Source organism: Kitasatospora purpeofusca (genome assembly GCF_036010405.1).
GTDB classification, from domain to species: Bacteria; Actinomycetota; Actinomycetes; order Streptomycetales; family Streptomycetaceae; genus Kitasatospora; species Kitasatospora purpeofusca.
In genome coordinates this window covers 2,475,051-2,490,242 of the sequence record NZ_CP108561.1, presented here as the reverse complement: position 1 = coordinate 2,490,242, position 15,192 = coordinate 2,475,051, and the positions used below count along the sequence as shown (strand labels likewise).

At 75.1% G+C, this 15,192-nt stretch carries 12 protein-coding genes and 6 tRNA genes; 7 read left to right on the top strand and 11 right to left on the bottom strand.

Annotation, left to right across the window (positions count from 1 at the left end):
- Position 1 precedes the first annotated feature (1 nt).
- Positions 2–1,285: a uroporphyrinogen-III C-methyltransferase gene (gene cobA / locus OG715_RS10610; protein WP_266275226.1), complete on the top strand. Its 1,284-nt coding sequence runs from the start codon at positions 2–4 to the stop codon at positions 1,283–1,285.
- A 221-nt stretch (positions 1,286–1,506) separates the two neighbouring features.
- Here the strand turns inward: cobA and OG715_RS10605 are convergent, their stop codons facing one another.
- Complete coding sequence (locus OG715_RS10605) at positions 1,507–4,278, bottom strand: SpoIIE family protein phosphatase (RefSeq protein ID WP_266275228.1); 2,772 nt, start codon at positions 4,276–4,278, stop codon at positions 1,507–1,509.
- Between the two features lie 98 nt (positions 4,279–4,376).
- Between OG715_RS10605 and OG715_RS10600 the strand changes: the two genes are divergently transcribed.
- Entirely contained in the window at positions 4,377–5,186 is an 810-nt protein-coding gene (locus OG715_RS10600; RefSeq protein ID WP_266275230.1) for a TrmH family RNA methyltransferase, read from the top strand.
- 256 nt (positions 5,187–5,442) lie between these two features.
- Here OG715_RS10600 and OG715_RS10595 read toward each other — a convergent pair whose 3' ends face one another.
- Entirely contained in the window at positions 5,443–7,572 is a 2,130-nt protein-coding gene (locus OG715_RS10595) for a serine/threonine-protein kinase (RefSeq protein WP_266275232.1), read from the bottom strand.
- Positions 7,573–8,010: 438 nt separating this feature from the next.
- Between OG715_RS10595 and OG715_RS10590 the strand changes: the two genes are divergently transcribed.
- Positions 8,011–8,211, top strand: coding sequence for a hypothetical protein (locus OG715_RS10590; protein WP_266275234.1), 201 nt, complete (start codon positions 8,011–8,013; stop codon positions 8,209–8,211).
- Between the two features lie 278 nt (positions 8,212–8,489).
- Here OG715_RS10590 and OG715_RS10585 read toward each other — a convergent pair.
- From OG715_RS10585 to OG715_RS10560, 6 genes are all read right to left on the bottom strand, one after another.
- Positions 8,490–8,561, bottom strand: a tRNA-Val gene (locus tag OG715_RS10585).
- Between the two features lie 41 nt (positions 8,562–8,602).
- Positions 8,603–8,674: transfer RNA gene (locus tag OG715_RS10580), tRNA-Val, on the bottom strand.
- Positions 8,675–8,714: 40 nt separating this feature from the next.
- Positions 8,715–8,786: transfer RNA gene (locus OG715_RS10575), tRNA-Val, on the bottom strand.
- Positions 8,787–8,814: 28 nt separating this feature from the next.
- Positions 8,815–8,889, bottom strand: a tRNA-Val gene (locus tag OG715_RS10570).
- Between the two features lie 34 nt (positions 8,890–8,923).
- Positions 8,924–8,997, bottom strand: a tRNA-Cys gene (locus OG715_RS10565).
- Positions 8,998–9,037: 40 nt separating this feature from the next.
- Positions 9,038–9,110: transfer RNA gene (locus OG715_RS10560), tRNA-Gly, on the bottom strand.
- A 301-nt stretch (positions 9,111–9,411) separates the two neighbouring features.
- Here OG715_RS10560 and OG715_RS10555 point away from each other — a divergent pair.
- From OG715_RS10555 to OG715_RS10545, 3 genes are all read left to right on the top strand, one after another.
- Positions 9,412–10,473, top strand: a complete 1,062-nt coding sequence (locus OG715_RS10555) for a chorismate-binding protein (protein WP_266275236.1) — start codon at positions 9,412–9,414, stop codon at positions 10,471–10,473.
- A 73-nt stretch (positions 10,474–10,546) separates the two neighbouring features.
- Entirely contained in the window at positions 10,547–11,377 is an 831-nt protein-coding gene (locus tag OG715_RS10550) for an aminotransferase class IV (protein WP_266275238.1), read from the top strand.
- Between the two features lie 96 nt (positions 11,378–11,473).
- Positions 11,474–12,316, top strand: a complete 843-nt coding sequence (locus tag OG715_RS10545; protein WP_266275239.1) for a GNAT family N-acetyltransferase — start codon at positions 11,474–11,476, stop codon at positions 12,314–12,316.
- 23 nt (positions 12,317–12,339) lie between these two features.
- Here OG715_RS10545 and OG715_RS10540 read toward each other — a convergent pair whose 3' ends face one another.
- Positions 12,340–12,849, bottom strand: a complete 510-nt coding sequence (locus OG715_RS10540; RefSeq protein ID WP_266275240.1) for a DsbA family protein — start codon at positions 12,847–12,849, stop codon at positions 12,340–12,342.
- A 188-nt stretch (positions 12,850–13,037) separates the two neighbouring features.
- On the opposite strand from OG715_RS10540, the gene OG715_RS10535 reads away from it, so the two are divergent.
- Entirely contained in the window at positions 13,038–13,577 is a 540-nt protein-coding gene (locus OG715_RS10535) for a hypothetical protein (RefSeq protein ID WP_266275241.1), read from the top strand.
- A 31-nt stretch (positions 13,578–13,608) separates the two neighbouring features.
- Here the strand turns inward: OG715_RS10535 and OG715_RS10530 are convergent, their stop codons facing one another.
- Both OG715_RS10530 and OG715_RS10525 read right to left on the bottom strand, forming a co-directional pair.
- Positions 13,609–14,178, bottom strand: coding sequence for a CGNR zinc finger domain-containing protein (locus OG715_RS10530; RefSeq protein ID WP_093862815.1), 570 nt, complete (start codon positions 14,176–14,178; stop codon positions 13,609–13,611).
- A gap of 515 nt (positions 14,179–14,693) precedes the next feature.
- Positions 14,694–15,107 (bottom strand): SsgA family sporulation/cell division regulator, encoded by a 414-nt coding sequence (locus OG715_RS10525; RefSeq protein WP_030056266.1) that lies wholly within the window; start codon positions 15,105–15,107, stop codon positions 14,694–14,696.
- Positions 15,108–15,192: the final 85 nt, after the last annotated feature.

The window sequence follows — 15,192 nt, the reverse complement described above, 5'->3', positions numbered from 1 at the left end:
GATGACCGCGCCCACCCCGCCCTCCTCGCCCGCCGACGGGCAGGAGGGGCCCAACCCCAGCACCGAGGGCCGCGCTCGCACCCCGTACCCGGTCGGCCTGCTGCTCGCCGGCCGCCGTGTCGTGGTGGTCGGCGGCGGCCACGTCGCCCAGCGGCGGCTGCCCGCGCTGCTCGCCACCGGCGCCGACGTCCACCTCATATCGCCGGTCACCACCCCGGCCGTGCAGGCGATGGCCGACGCCGGCGAGCTGACCTGGCACGAGCGCCGCTACCAGGAGGGCGACCTCGCCGACACCTGGTACGCGCTGGTCGCCACCGACGACCCGGCGGTGAATGTCGCCGTCAGCGCCGAGGCGGAGCGCGAGCGGGTGTTCTGCGCCCGCAGCGACGACGCCGCCGCCGCCACCGCGTGGACGCCGGCCAGCGGACGCGACGCCGGGGCGACCGTGGCCGTCCTCACCGGGGACCCGCGCCACTCGGCCGCGCTGCGCGACGCGATCGTCGAGGGGCTGCGGGACGGTTCGCTCGCCGCCCGCCAGTACCGCGCCCGCGGCGCAGGGGTGGCACTGGTCGGCGGCGGCCCGGGCGACCCGGACCTCATCACGGTGCGCGGCCGCCGGCTGCTCGCCGACGCGGACGTGGTGGTGGCCGACCGGCTGGCGCCGCGCGAGCTGCTCGCCGAGCTGCCGGAGCACGTCGAGGTCATCGACGCCTCGAAGATCCCTTACGGGCGCTTCATGGCGCAGGAGGCGATCAACCGGACGCTGGTCGAGCACGCCAGGGCCGGCAAGTTCGTGGTGCGGCTCAAAGGCGGCGACCCGTACGTGTTCGGGCGCGGCGGCGAGGAGCTGCTGGCGTGCGTGGAGGCGGGGCTGCCGGTCACGGTGGTGCCGGGCATCTCCAGCTCGATCAGCGTGCCGGCGGCGGTCGGGGTGCCGGTCACCCATCGGGGGATGACCCACGAGTTCACCGTGGTCTCGGGCCACGTGGGGCCGGACGACGAGCGTTCGCTGACCAACTGGGAGGCGCTCGCCGGGATGACCGGCACGCTGGTGCTGCTGATGGCCGTCGACAAGATCGGCGCCATCGCGGCCCGGCTGATCCGGGACGGGCGGGCCGCCGACACCCCGGTCGCCGTCGTCCAGGAGGGCACCACCGCCGCCCAGCGCCGGGTCGACGCCACCCTGGCGACCGTCGCCGCCACCGTCGAGGCCGAGCGGATCAAGCCCCCGGCCGTCATCGTCGTCGGCGACGTCGTCAACGTCCTCGCCACCCCGGAGTCCTGAGGGCCGCCCCGGAGTCCTGAGGGCCGCCCCGGAGTCCTGAGGGCCGCCACACCCCCGAGGGCCTCCCCACCCCGAGATCTCCCCGTCGGCACTTTGCAAACAGCAGCTGTTTGCAAAGTGCCGACGGCATAACAGCAGCTCGGGGCCGTAGGAGTGGCCGTTCCCCGCACTTTGCAAAGTCACACTTTGCAAAGTGCGGGGAGGGCACCGGACCACCCGCCTCACTCCAACGGCTGCTCCGTCCAGATCACCTTCCCCGTGGCGGTGTACCGCGTCCCCCACCGGTCCGCGAACTGCGCGACCAGGAAGAGCCCGCGCCCGCCCTCGTCGGTGGTGGCCGCGTACCGCAGATGCGGCGACGTACTGCTCCCGTCCGACACCTCGCAGATCAGCGACCGGTCGAGGAGCAGCCGCACCCGGATCGGCCCGGTGCCGTACCGGATCGCGTTGGTCACCAGCTCGCTCAGGATCAGCTCGGTGACGAACGCCGCCTCCTCCAGCCCCCACTGCTCCAGCCGCTCCGCCACCGCCGCCCGCACCCCGGACACCGCCGCCGGGTCCGCCGGCACCTCCCACTGCGCCACCCGGTCCGCCGGCAGCACCCTGGTCCGCGCCACCAGCAGCGCGATGTCGTCCTGAGGCCGCACCGGCAGCAGCGCCCCCAGCACGTCCGCGCAGGTCTGCTCCGGAGTGCGCGGCGGCCCGGTCAGCGCCGCCCGCAGCAGCTCCAGCCCCACGTCGATGTCCCGCTGACGGTCCTCGACCAGCCCGTCCGTGTACAGCACCAGCCGGCTGCCCTCCTCGACCTCCAGCTCCACCGTCTCGAACGGCAGCACCGCGAGCCCCAGCGGCGGCCCGGTCGGCAGCTCGGGGAACACCACCGTCCCGTCCGGCCGCACCAGCGCGGGCGGCGGATGCCCGGCACTGGCCAGCGTGCACCGCCGCGACACCGGGTCGTAGATCAGATACAGACAGGTCGCACCCGTCACGGCCGCCGCCCCGCCGGTCGCCGACTCCTCCTGGTCTATCCGGTTCACCAGCTCGTCCAGGTGCCCCAGCAGCTCGTCCGGCGGCAGGTCCAGCGTCGAGAAGTTGTGGATCGCCGTCCGCAGCCGCCCCATCGTCGCGGCCGCGTGCAGCCCGTGCCCGACCACGTCCCCGACCACCATCGCCACCCGCGCGCCCGGCAGCGGGATCACGTCGAACCAGTCGCCGCCCACCCCCGCCTGCGCCGGCAGGTACCGGTGTGCCACCTCCAGCGCGTTCTGCGCCGGCAGGCTGCGCGGCAGCAGACTGTGCTGCAGGGTCACCGCCATCGCGTGCTCCCGGGTGTACCGGCGCGCGTTGTCGATGCAGACGGCGGCGTGCGAGACCAGCTCCTCGGCCAGCGCGAGGTCCTCCTCCTCGAACGGCTCCTCCCGCTCCGACCGCCAGAACCGCGCCACCCCGAGCAGTACCCCGCGCGCCTTCAACGGCACCCGCACCAGCGAGTGCACCCCGTGGGCGAGCACCCGCTCCGCGCCCTCGGGATCCTGCTCCCGCCACGCCCGCGCCTCCGCCAGCCGGGGCTCCACCCCGGGCAGCCCGCTGCTCAGCGTGCCCGCGAGCGGCGTCGCCGGCACGACCTCCACCACCGTGCCCACCGGGTAGAACGGCGGGTCGTCCCGCGCCGCCGACAGCGCAGCCCGCCGCATCCGCAGCGGCGCCACCCCGGCCGGCGGCTCCTCGCCCTCCAGCACCTGCTCGGCGAGGTCGACGGTGACGATGTCGGCGAACCGGCCCACCGTCACCTGGGCCAGCTCCTCCGCCGTCCGGGTCACGTCCAGCGTGCTGCCCACCGTGACCCCGGCGTCGTACAGCAGCCGCAGCCGCCGCTGCGCCACCTCGGCCCGCCCGGTCAGCGCCAGCAGCTCGGTGGAGTCCCGCAGCGTCGCCACCGAACCGGGCGGCCCGCCGTCCCGGTCCGTGGGCCGCACGTTCACCGCGAGCAGCCGCTCGCCGGCCATCACCACCTCGTCGGTGACCGCCCGCCCGGCCGCCAGCAGCTCCAGCGGCGCCGGTTCCAGGCCCAGCTCGGCGAGCGGACGGCCCTCGGCGTCGGGCGGCAGGTCGAGCAGCCGGCGCGCCTCGTCGTTGCAGAGCAGCAGCCGTCCGTCACCACCGAGGATCAGCACGCCCTCGCGCACCGCGTGCAGCACCGCTGCGTGGTGCTCGTACATGCGGGTCATCTCGGTCGGCCCGAGGCCGTGGGTCTGCCGCTTCAGCCGCCGGCTGATCAGCGCCGAACCACCGGTCGCCAGCCCGAGCGCGGCCGCCGCCGCGCCCAGCACCACCGGCAGCTGGCGCTCGCTGGCGCTGCTCACATTGGCGATCGTGATGCCCGCCGACACCATCCCGACGATCTGCCCGTCCGGCGCCCGCACCGGCACGATCGCCTGCACCAGCGGCCCGATGGTGCCGACGACCTCCTCGGTCACCACCTGCCCGGACAGCGCGGGCTGGTAGTCGCCGACGAACTTGTGGCCGATCCGGTCCGGGTTCGGGTGGGTGTAGCGGATGCCGTCGGTGCTGAGGACGACGATGAAGTCCACGCCCGCGTTGATCCGCGCCGCCTGGGCCGAGGGCTGGAGGACCGCGCTCGGGTCGGGGGAACGCAGCGCCTGGACGATGCCGGGCGAGTTGGCGTAGGTCTGGGCGACGGCGACGGACCGGGTGGTGGCCTCCTGCCGTGCGTCGTTGCGGGACTGCACCACCAGCGCGACCACGGCGGCCACCACCAGCAACAGCACCACCACGACCTGCAACGCGAAGACCTGACCGGCCACCGAGCGCACCCGGCCCGGCTTGGGCCGGGCCGCGCGGGCGTGCTGGTGCCGACCGTGTGGGCGCCCACCGGGAGAGCCGGCGGCGGTACCGGTGGATCGCGAGCCGGAAGCGGAACCGGTCGCACCAGGGTCCGACGGAGCCCAGGATCGGCCCGAAAAACGGGCCATACGTCATATTTGCACTCCACGAGCCGACGGGCCAAGGCCACCGGCGACGAGCGTTGGGCCGGTTGGCCTTCCCCGGCCCGACTTGGCAAGATCTCAGGGTGTCCGAACCCAGCACCATCACCGACCCCGCCGACCCCCGTCTCGCCGACTACACCGGCCTGACCGACGTCGAACTCCGCCGCCGCCGCGAGCCCGCCGAGGGCCTGTTCATCGCGGAGGGCGAGAAGGTCGTCCGCCGCGCCCTCGCGGCCGGCTACCGGATGCGGTCGATGCTGCTGACCCCCAAGTGGCTGGACGTGATGGCGGACGTCATCGCCGGGACCGACGCCCCGGTGCACGTCGTCGAACCCGACCTGGCCGAGGCCGTCACCGGCTACCACGTCCACCGCGGCGCGCTCGCCTCGATGGAGCGGCAGCCGCTGCCGGACGCCGCCGACCTGCTGGCGGGTGCCCGCCGGGTGGCCGTCCTGGAGGGCCTGGTCGACCACACCAACCTCGGCGCGATCTTCCGCAGCGCGGCCGCCCTCGGCATGGACGCCGTGCTGCTCTCGCCCGACTGCGCCGACCCGCTGTACCGGCGCGCGGTCAAGGTCTCGATGGGCGCGGTGTTCGCCGTCCCGTACGCGCGGCTGGAGCCCTGGCCGGCCGCCCTGGGGACGGTGCGCGCCGCCGGCTTCGAGCTGCTCGCGCTCACCCCGGCAGAGACCGCCGTGGACCTGGCCTCGCTGGTCCCCGAAGCCGGTGCCAGGACGGCGCTGATGCTCGGCGCGGAGGGCGACGGCCTCACCCGGCAGGCCCTGGCCGCCGCCGACCACGCCGTCCGGATCCCGATGGCCCACGGCATCGACTCCCTGAACGTCGGCGCCGCTGCGGCCGTGGCCTTCTACGCCGTCACCGCCACCCGCTGACCCCACCGCTCGGCCCCCGGCGGGGGCTGCGCGGGAAGTCGGCCGGTCCGACTTCCCGCGCGACGGAGGGAAGCGGGCACCCGGACGCTGCGTGACGGGACGGCCCGTCGACGGGGCGGTCGGTCCGACGGGAGCGCGCCCGCGCGGGACGTCGGACCCGCCGACTTCCTGCTCCCGGACGCTCCCGGGCACTTCCGGGCACTTCCGGACTCTCGGGCACTCCCGGGCGTTCCCGACCCCGGAGGCTCCCCGGAGGTCAGCCCGTCGGGGCCGTGGGCGGTGCCGGGGCGGCGGCCGGGGGCGGGGTGACCGCCGGGGTGGTGGTGGCCGAACCGGGCCAGGACTCGTCCAGCGTGCCGTCCGCCCGCAGCGCGTAGCGGGTGGAGGTGACCGCCCCGGTCTGGGCGACCCGCTCCTCGCGGACCAGCGCGCCGTTCTCCAGCCGCCAGGTCGCGACCGCCTGCGGATCCGCCGCCGAGGAACGCGAGGTCAGGGCCACCGGAGTGTCCCCGGTGAACGAGAAGAGCTGCACCAGGTCGACCGGCACCGACCCCTCCGAGCGCCGCAGGACGACCAGCGCCGCCGGTCCGCCCCTGTAGCGCGCCGGGAGTACGGCGCTGAGCACGACCTGCGGCCCCGGGCCCGCCGAGCGGCCGTCCCGCAGGGTGACCGCAGGACCGCCCGCCGGGTCGGCGTAGGAGCGGTTCGGCCAGTCGACCGCCGGCCCGGCGCCCTGGGGCGGTGCCAGCGCGGCGTCCCCGGCCGCCGGGGCGCCGTGGGCCGCGGCCGCCAGCGGGCTGGTCGACGGCGCGATGCCGTCCGCCGAGAGCCCGGCCCCGGCCGGGGGCGTCCCGCCGTTCGTCTGTTCCCCCGCCCCCGCCGCCCCGGCAGCGGCCCCGGGGGCGCCCGTCGGGCCCTGCGCGGCGGAGGCGCTGACGGACGGCCGCAGCCCCTGGTTGTCGCGGTTCTCGCACCCCTGCGCCGCCGCGATGGCCAGCGCCACTCCGACCGTCACCGTCACGAACACCACGAGCCGCTGCCGCAGCAGCTGCTGCCGCGCGGTGCCCGGCCGCCCGCCGGGCACCGGGGTGTGCTGCCGGTCGCGCGGCCGACCGGGCCGCTGGACCCGCTCCCGTCCGGGCGGCGGCGTGGCCTGCCGCTCGCGCATCGGCCGGGTGGCCTGGACGGCCTCGGGCCGGGGGAGCGGGGCGGTGACCGCCTGGCTGCTGTCGTGCCCGGGGCCGGGGGCCCGCCGCGCCGCGCCGCCGGACGGCGCCCCGGTCCGGCCGATTCCGCCGGCCCGGGCGCGGGCCGCCGCCTGGTCGGGGGCCCGACCGGGCCCCGGGACGCCGTGCGGCGCGGCGGCGGACGCTCCCGCCGGTGCCGTCCGGGCCGGGCGCGTGGTGGCGCCGGGCCGGTCCGTGCCGCCGTGCCCGGGCCGTCCCTCGGCGGGCGGGCCCGCCGCCCCGGGCACGGCCCCGGCCCGACCGGCCGGGTCGTCCCGTCCGGCGGCCTCGCCGCGTGCCCCGCGGCCCCGGCCGAACGGCCCGCCGGACCCGCTGCCCGCGCCCCGTGCGGCGAGTTCGCTCAGCCGCTCGTGCAGCGCGGCCGCGCCGGGCCGTTCGGCGGGCTCCTTGGCCAGGCAGGCCCGGATCAGCGGCGCCAGCTGCGGCGGCACCGCCGTGAGGTCGGGCTCCTCGTGCACGACGCGGTAGAGCATGACCTCCGAGGAGGCGCCGGACCCGAACGGGGTGTCCCCGGTGAGCGCGTAGGCGAGCGTCGCGCCGAAGGCGAAGACGTCGGTCGCGGGCGTGACGGCGACCCCCCGGACCTGCTCGGGGGCGAGGAAGCCGGGGGAGCCGACGGCGGTGCCGACGTGGGTGAGCGTGCTCGCCCCGCGCGACCAGGCGATGCCGAAGTCGATGATCCGCGGCCCGCGCGGCGACAGCAGGATGTTGGAGGGCTTGAGGTCCCGGTGGACGACGCCGGCCTCGTGCACCTTGACCAGCCCGTCGGCCAGCGCGGCCCCGATCCGGGCGACCTCGGGCCAGCCCAGCGCCCCTTCGTCGCCGACCCGCTTGTACAGCGAGGGTCCGGGGACGTACGCGGTGGCCAGCCAGGGCCGGTCGGCCTCGATGTCGGAGCCCATGACGCGGGCGGTGCAGCCGCCCCGGATCCTGGAGGCGGCGGCGATCTCGCGGGCGAAGCGGGTGCGGAACTCGACGTCCTCGGCCAGTTCCGCCCGGATCAGTTTGAGCGCGACCCGCTGCCCCCGGCGGTCGGAGCCGAGGTAGACCACGCCCATGCCGCCGGCCCCGAGCCGCCGGTGCAGCCGGTACGGCCCGACGATGCGGGGGTCCTCACGCCTCAGCCGCATCATCGTCATTCCCGTTTCCCCGTCAGACTGTCGGTGAGGCCCCGTCGAGTGGGGCGTCGTCAGTTCCTGTCCGGCACAGCTTACGGACTGCCTGCTGCGGTGTGCTGATACGCAACACCTGAAGCCACCGTCCGATTGTCGGATCTTGGACTGACAGTCGGCGGGGCGGTGCCGAATCGTTTCTCGGGGTCCCCTCTCAGGGTTCCCCCGGGGGAGCCGCGGCGGGCGTCTCCGCCTGCGGTAGTAGGCCCCAGGTCCGGGCGTCATCCTCCGGGAGGCCCGGAGAACAGTACGACGGCATGACGTCCGCCAACCCCCTCGCGCCATACCGTTGTTCTCAGCGGTGGACGGGGAGCTCGTCCCCCGAGGTAAGCCGTCCACCGCGTCCACGTGCACCACCGTTCCGCCTTCCACCACCGGCCGAGCTCACGAATCAGGAGTCAGGGCATGGCAGCGCAGCACACGGGACCCACCTCCCGCCGCCGTCGGCCGGCCTTCACTCAGCCGCAGGCCGCGGAGCCCACCAGGCACCCCGCGGTGGCGGTGGCCATGGCACTGCCCTGCGCGGTGCTGCTGGCCGTCCTGTTCGGAGGCTGGGAGCAGATGGCGAACCAGGCGCAGGCGGTGGCCGATCTGATCGGCCACTGACGCGCACCACAAGCTGGCACTGATCCCCTGGGGACGGGGAGCCGGTGCCGCCGGGGAGGCCGCCGCCGCGACAACTCGCGGACGGGCGAGTGCGGCGCGCAGAGCGCCCCGGCAGGCGGAGATGCCGCGTACGGACGTCGGTGAGGGCGACCGTACGCGGCTCTTCCGTTGCAGGGCCCACAGCGCACGGCCCCCCGCGGACCGCACGGGCACCGGGGCGGAACGCCGAAAACGGCCGGGGCCGCGACTCGAACGAGTCGCGGCCCCGGCCGTCACTGTGCGCGATACTGGGATTGAACCAGTGACCCCTACCGTGTCAAGGTAGTGCTCTCCCGCTGAGCTAATCGCGCCTGGTAAGGCGGTTCTGCAGCAGGCCCCGGAGGGCCTGACGTGCGCGATACTGGGATTGAACCAGTGACCCCTACCGTGTCAAGGTAGTGCTCTCCCGCTGAGCTAATCGCGCTGGTGCGGTGCTTCCGCAGCGGATCCCGGAGGATCCGACGTGCGCGATACTGGGATTGAACCAGTGACCCCCACCGTGTCAAGGTGGTGCTCTCCCGCTGAGCTAATCGCGCGGGGCTGGTGCCTCGGTGGAACCGGGCGTGGTGCGCGATACTGGGATTGAACCAGTGACCCCTACCGTGTCAAGGTAGTGCTCTCCCGCTGAGCTAATCGCGCGGGGAGGACACCCGGCAGAACCGGGCGATCCTCTTGGAGGTGGAGACGGGATTTGAACCCGTGTACACGGCTTTGCAGGCCGTTGCCTCGCCTCTCGGCCACTCCACCAGGCAACACTCGAAAGACGACCTTACACTGTCCTTCGTCGAGCGGACGACGAGATTCGAACTCGCGACCCTCACCTTGGCAAGGTGATGCTCTACCAACTGAGCCACGTCCGCCTGTCTCCCGGGGATCTTCACCGGTTTTCCCGGCTGCGCTCCCTGGCGACGTGTTGAACTCTAGCGGATTCCCGGGCCAGCTAAAAATCCGTTCCCGCAGCGTGCCCCCGGGGTCCCCGCCCGACGCCCCCGGGTCGCCCCGGGTCCGACCGCCCCGGACGGACCCATCGGGGGCGGCGGAACACCCTGAGTGACACCCGCAGGTCACCCGGCGTACGCCCGCGCGACGCCCGGCTCTGCTCACTCCTCTCGACCTACACTGCAGGCACCGCAACCTCGCAAAGCCCTGTGCAGGAGAACCGTGTCCGGCCACCCCGCCCTTCAGCAGCCCCTCGCCCGCTTCGGCGGCCGCGTCGCCACCGGACTGCGCGACCTCACCTCGGACCCGGCCGCGCTGGACTCCACCGGCTGGTGGGCCGTCGCCCACGACTTCGAGGGCCGGCTCACCTGCGCCCGCTTCGACGACGTCCGCCCCGCGCCGGCCGCGCCCTCCGGCGCCGGCTGGCTCGGCCCGGCCGCCGGCAGCTGGCGCAGCTCGCTCGACCGCGCCGCCTACACCGGGGGCGTCCGCCGGATCCGCGAGCACATCGCCGCCGGCGAGGTCTACCAGGCCAACCTCTGCCGGGTGCTCTCCGCCCCGCTGCCCGACCCGGACCGCTCCGACATCGACGCCCTCACCGGCCTGCTCGCCCACGGCAACCCGGCCCCCTACGCCGGAACGGTCCGGCTGCCCGGCCACGGCGTGGAGATCGCCACCGCCTCGCCGGAGCTCTATCTGCGCCGCACCGGCCGCACCGTCGCCTCCGGCCCGATCAAGGGCACCGGCCGCACCGAGCACGACCTGCTCGACAAGGACCACGCCGAGAACGTGATGATCGTCGACCTGGTCCGCAACGACCTCGGCCGGATCTGCGCCACCGGCAGCGTCACCGTGCCCGACCTCTGCGCGGTCGAGAAGCACCCCGGACTGGTCCACCTGGTCTCCACCGTCGAGGGCACCCTGCGCGAGGACGCCGGCTGGCCCGGGCTGTTCTCCGCCACCTTCCCGCCCGGGTCCGTCACCGGAGCCCCCAAGTCCAGCGCCCTGCGGATCATCGACGCCCTGGAGACCGCGCCCCGCGGCCCCTACTGCGGCGCCGTCGGCTGGGTCGACGCCGACCGGGGCGAGGCCGAACTCGCCGTCGGCATCCGCACGTTCTGGATCGACCGGACCGACCCGACGGCCCCCGAACTCCGCTTCGGCACCGGCGCCGGCATCACCTGGGACTCCGACCCCGAACGAGAATGGGCGGAAACCGAACTGAAGGCGGCCCGCCTGGTCGCGATAGCGTCGGGTGCCGAGACGTACCCCGACACCGACTGAACCCGACACGGACCGCACCGGCCGCCACCCGGACCCGGCCGGCCCGTGCCCGTCCCGCGAGGAGCCCCCCGCGATGCAGCACCCGACCACCAGCTGGGTCAACGGCACCCTCGTCGACTCCGCGGACCCGGCCCTGTCCGTCCTCGACCACGGACTCACCACCGGCGACGGCGTGTTCGAGACCATGAAGACCGTCGACGGCCGGCCCTTCGCGGTCACCCGCCACCTCGACCGGCTCACCCGCTCCGCCCGCGGCCTCGGACTGCCCGACCCCGACCACGACCTGGTCCGCAAGGCCTGCGACACCGTCCTCGCCGCCAACCCGATGCCGCTCGGCCGGCTGCGCCTCACCTACACCGGCGGCACCGCGCCGCTCGGCTCCGAACGCGGCGACGGCGCCCCCACCCTGGTGGTCTCCCTCGGCACCGCCGCCCGCCGCCCCGACACCACCGCCGTCGCCGTCGTCCCCTGGCGCCGCAACGAGCACAGCGCCGTCGCCGGACTCAAGACCACCTCCTACGCCGAGAACGTCGTCGCCCTCGCCGCCGCCCACCGCATCGGCGCCTCCGAGGCACTGCTCGCCAACACCGCGGGACGGCTCTGCGAAGGCACCGGCTCCAACGTCTTCGTCGTCCTCGACGGCCGGCTGCTCACCCCGCCGCTCGCCTCCGGCTGCCTGGCCGGCATCACCCGGCAGCTCGTCGTCGACTGGTGCGGCGCCGAGGAGGCCGACCTGCCGCTGGACGCCCTCCAGCAGGCCGAGGAGGTCTTCCTCACCTCCTCCCTGCGCGACGTCCAGGCCGTCACCCGGATCGACGACCGGGAACTCCCCGGCCCCGGCCCGGTCACGCTCGCGGCCATGACGGCCTTCGCCCGGCGCAGCGGCGACGACCTCGACCCCTGAGACCCCCGGCTCCCGGCCCCCGGCCCCCGGCACCCCGGGCACGCCCGAGGGGCCCCGGCCGGTACAACAGCCGGACGGCGGGGAAGGGAGCGGGACATGACCATCACGCTGCGCCCCGAGAGCCAGGAGACCCCCACCGCCGCGGGCGGCCGGACCAGACGCTGGCAGATCTGCGTCAACGGCCGCCCGGTCGGCGGGCTGCGCACCACGGCCGTCCCCCGGGGCGACCGAGTCTGGGGCGAGATAGCCGAGTTGGAGGTGCGCAGCGGGCGCGGCCGGGGCCGGGGGACGATCGCCGCGCTGGCCGCCGAGGAGGTGCTGCGGGGCTGGGGCTGCGTCCGGGTGGACGCGGACATCCCGGAGACCGCGCGGATCGCCCGCTCGCTCGCGGTGACCCTCGGCTACACCGAGCGGATGCGGAACATGATCAAGCGGCTGGACGGGCCGCCCGCGCTGCCGGGGGGCGTCGCCGCCCGTCCGATCGACGAGGACGCGTTCCCGGCCTGGCTGGCCGAGGCCAAGGCGGGTTATGTGAGCGATCTGCTGGCCTCCGGGCTGGGCGAGGAGCAGGCCCGCGCCAAGGCCGAGGCCGACCACCTGAAGCTGCTGCCGCAGGGGGCCGGCACCCCGGGTGTGGCGCTGCGCCGGCTGCACGGGGCGGGGGAGGAGCCGCTGGGTTCGCTCTGGCTGGCGCTGCGGGTCCGTGAGCTGTCGGACGGCGCGCCGCTCGGCTGGGTGATGGTGGTGGAGGTGGCCGACGCCCACCGGGGTCGCGGGCACGGGCGGACGCTGATGCGGCTCGCGGAGCGCGAGTGCCTGGCGGCCGGGGTCCGCGACCTCGGGCTGAACGTCTTCAGCGGCAACGAGGTCGCGGTCCGGCTGTACGACTCGCTCGGCTACCGGGTCACCAACCGGGTCTACGGCAAGCAGCTGCTGTGAGCCGCCGGGCCGGCCGGCCCGGGTCAGGCGGTGCGGGCGGCCCCGGCGGCCTCGACGGCGGCGACGAGGCGCTCCAGCAGGCCGTCCTGGCTCTGCCCGCCGTCGAACCGCTGCCCGGCGATCACATAGGTCGGGGTGCCCTTCACGCCGATCGCCCGGCCCTCGGCCTGGTCGGCGTCGACGGTGAGCATGTGCCGGCCGTCGACCAGCGCGGTGTCCACCTCCTCGGGGTCGACCCCGACCTCGCGGGCGACCTCGAGCAGCACCTCGGTGCCGCGGGTGGAGAGGTCCTCGACCCGGGCGAGCAGGGCCTCGACGAAGGGCCAGCCGAGGCCCTGGGCGAACGCCTCCTCGGCGGCCTCGGCGGCGGCGTAGGCGTGCTTGTGCTTCTCCAGCGGGAAGTGCCGCAGCTCGACCTGCAGCGCGTCGCCGTAGCGGGCGCGCAGTTCGCGGACGTCGTCCAGGGCGGTGCGGCAGTCCGGGCACTGGAGTTCGCACCAGAACTCGAGACGGGGGAGGGAACCTTCGATCATGCCTCCAGTGTTCCACCTGTGGGGCCCCCGCCAGGACGGTCGGCGGCCGGGCCCGGCCAGACCGGGAGCGACGGGAGGTCCGACGGGATGACGACTCCGACCGACGGGGCGGCGGTGACGGCCGCGACGGCCCCGATCAGCAGGACGGCCCCGGGTACCGGGGCGGCGACGGGCGAGGGGAGGCGGCCGTGCTGACGGCGGCGGTCAGTGTCGCGCTCACGGCGGCCGGGGTGGCCGTGGCGGGCCTGCGGGCCTACCGTCGGCGCTTCCTCTCCGCGACCCGGTGGTTCGCCGTCGCGCTGCTGCCGCTGGGCCTCTATCTGACCGGCCTGTTCCCGGTGGCCCGGACGATCGGCGACGAGCTGGCCGACTGGGCGACCAAGCTCGTCCTCGACCCCCGGGTGTGGACCGGCATCGTGCTGCTGGGTGTCTCGGCCGGTCTGCTGGCCGCCACCCGCTGGGCGGGCCGCCGCGGCGCCGTGACCGGGGGGAGCGAGTCCCGTCCGGCCGCCGCCGGGCCCGCACCGGCCCGACCCGCGGTGGCTCCGGCCGCCGGTACCCCGGCCGCCGGGCCGGCCCCGAAGCGCGCCGAGGAGGCCGCCGGGGCCGAGCGCGGCAGGGCGGGCAAGGCCGGGAAGCCGGGCAAGGCAGCCAAGGCAGGCAAGAACGACAGCGGTCTGGACGAGTTCGCCGACATCGAGGAGATCCTGCGCCGGCGCGGCCTCTGACCTGCCCGGTGCCCCCGGCCGCCCCGCCCGCTCAGGCCGAGGGCACCGCTTCCGCGGAGCGCTGCCGGGCCCGGTACGCGGCGACGTGCAGCCGGTTCCCGCAGGTCCGGCTGTCGCAGTAGCGGCGGGAGCGGTTGCGCGAGAGGTCCACGAACACCCTCGCGCAGTCCGGCGCCTCGCAGCGGCGCAGCCGTTCGCGCTCGCCCGCGGTGAGGATGAAGGCCAGCGCCATGCCCAGCTCGGCGGCCAGGTGGTCGCCGAGGGCGGCGTGCGGCGCGAAGTAGTGGATGTGCCACCCGTGGTGGTCGTGGTTGGTCAGCCGGGGTGTCGTCCCGGCGGCCGCGACCAGGGCGTTCACCTGCTCGGCGGCCTCTTCGGTGGACTCGGTGCCGAAGACCTCGCGCAGCCGGGAGCGCAGCTCGTGCACCTGGCGCAGGTCGTCCTCGGTGAGGGAGTCGATCTCGCTGATCTCCTGCCGGACCACGAAGGCGTCGAGCGCCGCGGTGTCGGGCAGCAGCTCGGTGCCGCACACCTCGGGTGCGGTGTTGAGCAGCTCGACGAGGATGCTCAGGGCGCACTCGGTGTCATGGGTGATCAGCACGTGGAGGCTCCTCGTGCGGAGGGGGCCGTGGGCACCCCGCGACTACGGGTCATTCCCAGACCCTACCGGGGCGGCGAGGGGTCCGGCGGTGGCTTGCTTCGAAGACGCGTACGGATTCCGTAGGTCTGTACGGAGTTTCTTCCGGGGGCCGGGCCGGGCGGTGCCCGCCGGGGCGGACTCCCGGGCAGTCGGGGCCGCGTCCGGGGGCACGGCCGTCCGTGCGGGCGGGGAGGGAACGGGAGGGCGCGGGGGAGACCGGCGGGGAGAGCGGTGGGGGAGCGCCGGAAAACGGTCGCGCCCGACAGCGAGGCCGGCCACCCGTGGGATGGCCGGCTCCGGTGCCGGGCGCGTGCGGTGCTGCGGGCCCACCCCGGTCGGGGTGAACCGTTTCGTCACCTGCCCCGAGACCGCGTCGTGCGCGGCTGAGTCTGCTGCCGTGCCCCCGAGTAGGACGGCAGCGGTGACGGCAGGGGTGACGACCCCGCCGACAGCGGGGCGTGACCGCCTCCGGTCGGTCAGCTTTCGGCGAGGATGTGGGACAGCTCCCGGTCGAGGTCGAAGTGACGGTGTTCGGTGCCGGGGGGCACGGCGGCGTCCGTCCGCTTGAGGAAAGACTCAAGCGCCCGGGCCGGGGCTTCCAGCAGGGCTTCTCCTTCCGGAGAGCTCAGGGCGATGCAGACCACCCCTTGCCCGTGACTGCGCGACGGCCAGACCCTGACGTCGCCGGTACCGGTGGGTCGGTGCAGCCCCTCCGCGAGGAGATCTCGGGCGAACACCCACTCCACGGTCTCGTCCGCGCCGGTGTGGAACGTGGCGTGCACGGCATAGGGGTCGGCGGTGTCGTAGCGCAGGCCCGCGGGGACGGGCAGTGAGGACTCGCTGGACACGATGAGGCGCAGGTGCAGCTCGCAGCTGACCGTGGTGTTCATAAGCGCCATGGCCTTTCGCTCAGTGTGCGCTCGGGGAATCGCACGTCGGCGAACGGACCATCCCACCTCCAAGACCGATGTAAAC

Coding starts and splice junctions, on each gene's coding strand:
- cobA (WP_266275226.1), top strand. CDS start 2: ATGACCGCGCCCACCCCGCCCTCCTCGCCCGCCGACGGGCAGGAGGGG.
- OG715_RS10605 (WP_266275228.1), bottom strand. CDS start 4,278: ATGGCCCGTTTTTCGGGCCGATCCTGGGCTCCGTCGGACCCTGGTGCG.
- OG715_RS10595 (WP_266275232.1), bottom strand. CDS start 7,572: ATGACGATGATGCGGCTGAGGCGTGAGGACCCCCGCATCGTCGGGCCG.
- OG715_RS10590 (WP_266275234.1), top strand. CDS start 8,011: ATGGCAGCGCAGCACACGGGACCCACCTCCCGCCGCCGTCGGCCGGCC.
- OG715_RS10550 (WP_266275238.1), top strand. CDS start 10,547: ATGCAGCACCCGACCACCAGCTGGGTCAACGGCACCCTCGTCGACTCC.
- OG715_RS10545 (WP_266275239.1), top strand. CDS start 11,474: ATGACCATCACGCTGCGCCCCGAGAGCCAGGAGACCCCCACCGCCGCG.
- OG715_RS10540 (WP_266275240.1), bottom strand. CDS start 12,849: ATGATCGAAGGTTCCCTCCCCCGTCTCGAGTTCTGGTGCGAACTCCAG.
- OG715_RS10525 (WP_030056266.1), bottom strand. CDS start 15,107: ATGAACACCACGGTCAGCTGCGAGCTGCACCTGCGCCTCATCGTGTCC.